Below are 2,651 nucleotides of genomic sequence, written 5' to 3'. Positions count from 1 at the left end.
ATAGCCTTTGGTATAGTTCCCGAAGCTAATCTTGATTTTTTCAACAGAATCGGAGACCTTTCAATCCAACTCAGCAAGACTTTGATGGGAGGGATGTAAATGGACCTCAGCATGATTATACTGATCAGTCTCATAGCTGCTCCTATCTTATACTTTCTGGCAAAGTTCAGCCATAAAATCGCCTATATATTATTCTCATTTATACAGGTATTTCTGTTTGTTTTCATTCTTCTTCAGAAAGGAATCATAAATACAGTAAGTAGTTTTGAAATAATGGACGGTCTTAAGCTCAATTTCGGTTTTACCCCCATCAACTGGTATTTTGGCTCTATAATAATGTTGATTATTTCAATGTCTGCCATTTTTATGATTTCAATCAAGAAGAAGTCTCCTGCAAAACTTTTTCTTTTGAGCCTTGTTTCTACTGGAGCGATTGGCGCAACGCTTTCAATGGACTTCTTGACGCTGGTAATTTTCTGGGAACTTTCAACCTGGTCATCTTTGATATTGATAGTTCTGGACAAGGAAAAATCATTTCGGGAAGCGATCAAGTATGTTTCAGTCAGTGCTATTGGGACTTATTCTATGTTATACGCTGTTTTTTATATTTTGAAAAGTTTTGGAACTGTTAATTACCTTGAAGTAGCGGATAAAATGAAAGTAGCCCCTGAGAGCTCAAAAATCTTAATTTTTGTTCTCTTTGGCATCATGGCACTTGCAAAAGCTGGTTCTTTCCCCCTACATATCTGGCTAAGAGGTTCCCACTCAACAGCACCTGATGAATTTAGCCCAATACTTTCAGGAGCACTTACGAAAATCGGAGCTTATTTGCTATTCATCATGGTAGCTGTAATTCCATCCAGCAGCATTTTCAGTTGGCTTCCTTCTATAGGAGGCATTACATTAGTAAATTATGTGCTTGCATGGTTAGGTGGAATTTCTATAGTGGTCGGAACGGTAATGGCTATACGAATGGAAGATGTAAAAGAACTCATTGCATTCTCAACGGTTAGCAACTCAGGATACATAGTGTTAGCCATGGCCCTTGGCGGAACGTACGGTACAATTGGTGGTCTAATGCACGTCCTGAACCACGCTCTGGCTTCAGCTGCGATGTTTATGTCAATGGCGGCTGTAATTCATAGAACAGGTACGACAAAAATGCGTGAAATGGGCGGGCTTATTACAAAAATGCCTATAACTTTTGCCGCTTATCTTGTGGCAATAATTTCCGTCGCAGGAATACCACCTATGAGCTGATTTGCTTCAAAATGGCTTATATACCAGCAATTAGTCAAGAATGGGCTCCCATTTCTCGCTTTTGCCGCCTTCTTTGGCAGTGTGGGTTCATTCATGTACGTTTTCAAGCCACTTACTGGCGTTTTCCTTGGTCAACTAAAACCCGAGCACAAAAATGTCAAAGAGGCGCCATTTACCATGATTTTGCCTATGAGTATTTTGACTTTGCTCACGATATTCTGGGGAATATTGCCAAGCAATGCTATTTCTTTTATTAACAAGATTGTTCATTATACAGGTGGCAAAGAAATACAACTAACCTTTTCAAGGATCATTGCTTTAACCGGTCAATGGGATTCAGTACTGGTAACAATGGCCTTCTTCGTCGGGTTCATAATTGCGTTTATCATCTTCCTAATGGGTAAAAAAGCGAGACAGGTTGATTTGATGGATACATACACGGGTGGTGAATTTCTTTACACTGCTGAGTTGTATCACTTTGTCTATAAAATGTACCGACCATTTGATAGGATGTTTGAAAAATGGCCATCTATGGAAAACTGGCTTACCTCACTGTCATATAAAATAAAGGAGCTTGGAGCATTGTTAAAAACATTGTTTTATCCGAAATATCCGCAAGGATATGTCGCGGTTAGTCTTTTAACTTTGCTCATAGCCTTCTGGTGGTTGAGGTGATATGAATGACAATACTTAAAGGTGCAGCATTACTCATTTTGGCTTTTATCTATACTGTTACGCTTGAAGGAATTGCCCGAAAAATAACCGCACGTATTCAAAGAAGGTATGGACCTCCTTTTTGGCAAAATTTTATCGATATTTTCAAAGCTCTTACAAAGCATTCCATTTCACACGGGTTTATTTTTGATTTTGGTGTCTTAATGGCCTTTGGGGGAACAATTGCCACGGCTTTGTTTATCCCCGCTGGTAATTTGGTGGTTTTCCCGGGCTTGGACAACGTTTTTGTAGTGATATACCTGCTTGCAATAGGGCTTCTTGGAATGGCAATGTCTTCTGTCGGATCTGGTAATCCCAATGCAGGTATAGGTATAGGCCGTGCATTAACACAGATGCTTGGTTATGAATTGCCTTTTTTGATCGTACTTGTAGGTGTGTTTTTCCAGTACAAAAATTCTTCGCTGTCTGACCTAGTGAATATTCAAATAGAATCCGGACAGTACAATGCGTGGATAATGCCGCTTGGGGCTTTAGTTGCTTTCATTTCCTTGCTGGGTATGTTGGGAAAGAAACCTTTCGATGTTTTCATAGCTCCTGCCGAAATAGCCTCTGGTCCTCTGGTAGAGTACAGCGGCAAATATCTGGGCATGCTATTGATACAGCATTCATTTTCCATATTTATTGAAATTGGTTTGTTTGTCAATCTGTTTCTCGGA

3 protein-coding genes are annotated in these 2,651 nt (G+C 39.7%); all 3 read left to right on the top strand.

Features of this window, described 5'->3' with window-relative positions; translation table 11 throughout:
- Positions 1-99: 99 nt before the first annotated feature.
- On the top strand, positions 100-1,260 hold the full coding sequence (locus AC3LHT_RS07790) for a proton-conducting transporter transmembrane domain-containing protein (RefSeq protein ID WP_488662489.1): 1,161 nt from the start codon (positions 100-102) through the stop codon (positions 1,258-1,260).
- A 93-nt stretch (positions 1,261-1,353) separates the two neighbouring features.
- Positions 1,354-1,935, top strand: a complete 582-nt coding sequence (locus AC3LHT_RS07785) for a hypothetical protein (RefSeq protein WP_488662488.1) — start codon at positions 1,354-1,356, stop codon at positions 1,933-1,935.
- Positions 1,936-1,940: 5 nt separating this feature from the next.
- Positions 1,941-2,651 (top strand): respiratory chain complex I subunit 1 family protein (locus tag AC3LHT_RS07780; protein WP_488662487.1); only part of this gene is annotated, 711 nt, incomplete at its 3' end.

The organism is Kosmotoga sp. (genome assembly GCF_982836095.1).
Note: the sequence above shows the minus strand (reverse complement) of the source record. Positions and strands in the feature narration are given on the sequence as shown.